Below are 3,755 nucleotides of genomic sequence, written 5' to 3'. Positions count from 1 at the left end.
CTTTATCTGTAAAGAAGATAGGTTTAGTCGACATTCGCAATAACCTTTATTTAGATAGCTTAGGCCGTGTTCTTTCAATTGATATAAACTCAGAAAGAGATAGCTGGATAAAAGATTTTTTAGAAACACCTCAAGATTACCGTTATCATTTTTACGACCCTGATATACCTGAATATGAGAGTCTTTATTCTTTTTATTATGACCACAAAATCAAAGATAATAATAATCAGGTGGTCGGCATTATTGGTATAGGTATAAACTATGATACATTTTACAATAAAATTCAGGGATTAGACGAACATATCAATGTTTCATTCCTAACTAAAGATGGCGAAGTAAGACTGCCTAAAAATCTTAAAGGAAAATCAATTTACGCTCTTTCACCAGACATTTCTGAGGATCAATTTAAATTGATCGAAAGTGGAAATCAAATCGCATGGGAACATAGCTCGGGAGAAACTTTTCTTTCTTATTTCCATTATTTAAAAGACATTAATAGGGTGCTTCTTTTAAAGATTAACGTTACAGAACATTATAACCAGTCGAGAAGACAACACTTTTACTCTTTTATCTTAGGGGTAGCACTAACCATCATTGTGGTAATCCTTAACCTCTCAATCAGTCTGTATCAAAGCAATAAATTAAAACAAACTGCTTTCTATGATTCACTAACTCGCTGCAGAAACCGCAATTATCTCGATAGTAAAATAATAAAATATGGCTATTGGAAACAGATAAGGCAGACTGGATACTCTATGATTATCTTTGATGTCGATCATTTTAAATATATTAACGATACTTTTGGACACTCAGAAGGCGATCGGGTTCTAAAACAGATTGCAGCCATTGTTAGACGTTGCCTAAGAGATAGTGATGATTTTATTCGGTGGGGAGGTGATGAATTTATCATTCTGCTTGATATGAAAGCTCAAAGCGCTATCAACATCGCCGATAGAATAAAAGAGCATGTAAAGAACGAAACCCTGGTTTCATTATCTATTGGCATTACGGATATATCAGTAAAAGACAGTTTCAAGTCTGCCATGAAGCGAGCAGATTCAGCGCTGTATGATGCAAAGAAAAATGGAAGAAATCAGATTAAAGTTCACTGATTAATTGCTGAATAAGATAAAAAAGCCTCTTTACCTTATACAGCTAAAGAGGCCCTTACCATGCAAAGAAACAGCCTAGTTCAAATATGCCATTGTTTCATTTGAAGTAATAAATAACGTTTCTTTGCCAATATTACGTACCGATTTTAATTCTAACTTTTGATGATTTTGTTTTATGTAATAGAGTTTATCATCCGTATCAACCAGTAGTGTTCGCAATCTACCGTAGACAATCACTTGTTCTAGCTTTTTCCAGCGCTTATTTTTATCAAGCGTCGGTACTAAATCATCGGTATTTTGATTCATAACGATCGATTGTAAAGTCAATTGCCCTTGTTCATCAAGCATTGCAAAAGTGTCAAAAGTACCTTCAACTTTCATCACTCGAGCCTTGTTATGAGCAATTACTACTGGTGAAGCGCCGCCACCTAAATCCCAACAATCGACATCACCGTTGCGACTCAACGCACAAAAGCGGTCACTATCAGGGCTCGCCGCCAGTGCTTGATACTCGCCTTGAATTTCACCACCAAAATGATAAGCCATTGGCCCCAAAAGCAAAATATCCCCTGAGCTATCTAAAGCGAGGAAATGGCTTTGCACGGGCGCGATATCGACAATATTCGCTTGTAAACGACGATAAACTTTGAGTTCATCATCAAGGCTTTGATAGGCTGAATCTTCAAAATTAGATGCCGCAAGAATAGGACTGCCACCAGCCATTGCACCGCCCCAAGTGGCAACACTTCCATCATCAAATAGAGCAGCTGAAGCCGCATCGTTATGAACTAGCTTTTTCGCCCCTTCTTGCTCAAGTCGAGCCAATATGCTTGGTTCAGGACGACATCCCCCTTTCAAGCGGTGGATTAAAAGATGATCCCCTGTCGCACGATTAAATAAGTATCCACAATGGCTTTGTTGCACACTTTGATTATTAGCCAATAATTTAAACGGTAGTTTCTCGGGCGGATTCCAAGCTCCATCCACGGCTAAACGCCCATCTTTATGTCTCCTTGGCACTTTCATATCACCACGGTTATAAGCCTCTATTTGCGGTACATCAAGGGCTTCAGCGACAATCCTCCATGGTGATAATGAGTATTCACGAAAGCGAACACGCTTAAGTTGGTTAAGTAAGCGGTTATGTTCTAAATAATAATTTGGCTCATCATGCTGAGCGTTCAACTCTTGATAACGCTTTTTCAGATCACCGCCAAATTGTTTCGTATATTGAATGGCATCCTCGCGTACTTCAGGACGTCCGCTATCAGCTAAGACATTAACGTCATCTTTAAATCGATTAGAAAACCCGTTTCTGCTCTTCCAATAGCTAGAAACTTCATACCACTGCTCTTTCCTCGCGTGCAAGGCCAACTCAAACTGACTATACCTGTCTTGAAAAGCTGCGGCTTCTTGACGCCAAATAATCGCTTGCTTTTTATCACCCGACTCATTTGCTCTATCCATCAACCATAGCATTGCAGTTACATTGCCTTTAATTGCTGCTTGGTAAATTTTAGCGCGAGTTTCAGGTAAATCTGGGGCTTGTTTAAGTGCAGTCTCAAGCAAAGCGTTGGCATCACCTTCACTCATCGCACTTTGTAAATATGCTTCAGCGTTTTCGGGCTCACTTTTTTCAAGCAGCACTGATAATTGATACTTACATGCAGCGTCACACGATCCAACTATGTCGGCTTGACTTAGTAACGTCAAAGCAGAGTCAGATTCACCGCCATTAATCATCACATATGCGAGTTCTGTAAACGCGCGTAGCTCACCCATCTGAGCAGCAGAGAACAACAATGATTTCATCTGCTCGCTATCGTCTTTAGTGAAAAAAGAGTTTCCTTGTTGAGCAAATAAAAGATCACCACGAGCTAATAACGCAGGCCCGTAGTTACCAGCCTTTTCAAACCAAGTATTAGCCTCATTTAGATCTGGATTCAACATACTGATGCCATGCTGAAACTGTAATCCCATGCGGTAACTTGCTATCGCATCGCCTTGCAATGCGGCTGGTTTTACCCATTCATTAACACAATGCTGGCTTAGATATAAAGGGTCCTCTTGAAGACACATGTCCAAGTGCATTTGCGGCGGAACTTCAGTCGTATAAGCCCATTGCATCGCAGCTTTTAAATCTTGAGGCAACCCATAGTTGCCCGTTCGATAACCTTCCGCTAAATACATTCGAGATTGTCTAATATCGGCTTTTGCAGCTTGCCATAAATATAGTGACGCTTTGCTTGGGTCTGATTGACTTGACCAACCTTGGAGATGACCTAAAAATGCACTGTAAGCTGAATACGCATCGCCTAATTGTGCGCTCAATTCAAACATTGCCAACGCACGATCTTTATTCGGCGACTCTAGCCCCTCACCCGTGTAATAGAATTGCGCCAATGCCCCTGCACTCCAAGCGGTATGCTTGGTGATAGACTCAGCCAGCGTAAGTCGCTGCTCAGCACTAAGCTTCGGCTGTTGTAATTCATTTTTAAATTCTGATAATGGGTCGGCAGCTAAACTTGGACTACCAGCAAGCGCTGCAATTATAGGGCAAAAAGAAAAATACCGCACAAGATAAACCTATAAAATCAAATAAATAAAGGCGGAAACTTACCATCTAAAGTGCTGAAATAAAAT

2 protein-coding genes are annotated in these 3,755 nt (G+C 40.2%); one reads left to right on the top strand and one right to left on the bottom strand.

The features are described 5' to 3' along the window. Positions 1–1,112 (top strand): sensor domain-containing diguanylate cyclase (locus ASV53_RS23185; protein WP_141226301.1); only part of this gene is annotated, 1,112 nt, incomplete at its 5' end. Between the two features lie 75 nt (positions 1,113–1,187). On the opposite strand, the gene ASV53_RS23180 is transcribed toward ASV53_RS23185, so the two are convergent. Beyond that, complete coding sequence (locus ASV53_RS23180) at positions 1,188–3,689, bottom strand: tetratricopeptide repeat protein (protein ID WP_094958875.1); 2,502 nt, start codon at positions 3,687–3,689, stop codon at positions 1,188–1,190. Positions 3,690–3,755 lie beyond the last annotated feature (66 nt).

The sequence above is a fragment of the Photobacterium sanguinicancri genome (assembly GCF_002265265.1).
GTDB classification, from domain to species: Bacteria; Pseudomonadota; Gammaproteobacteria; order Enterobacterales; family Vibrionaceae; genus Photobacterium; species Photobacterium sanguinicancri.
This window is presented reverse-complemented; position numbering and strand designations above follow the sequence as displayed.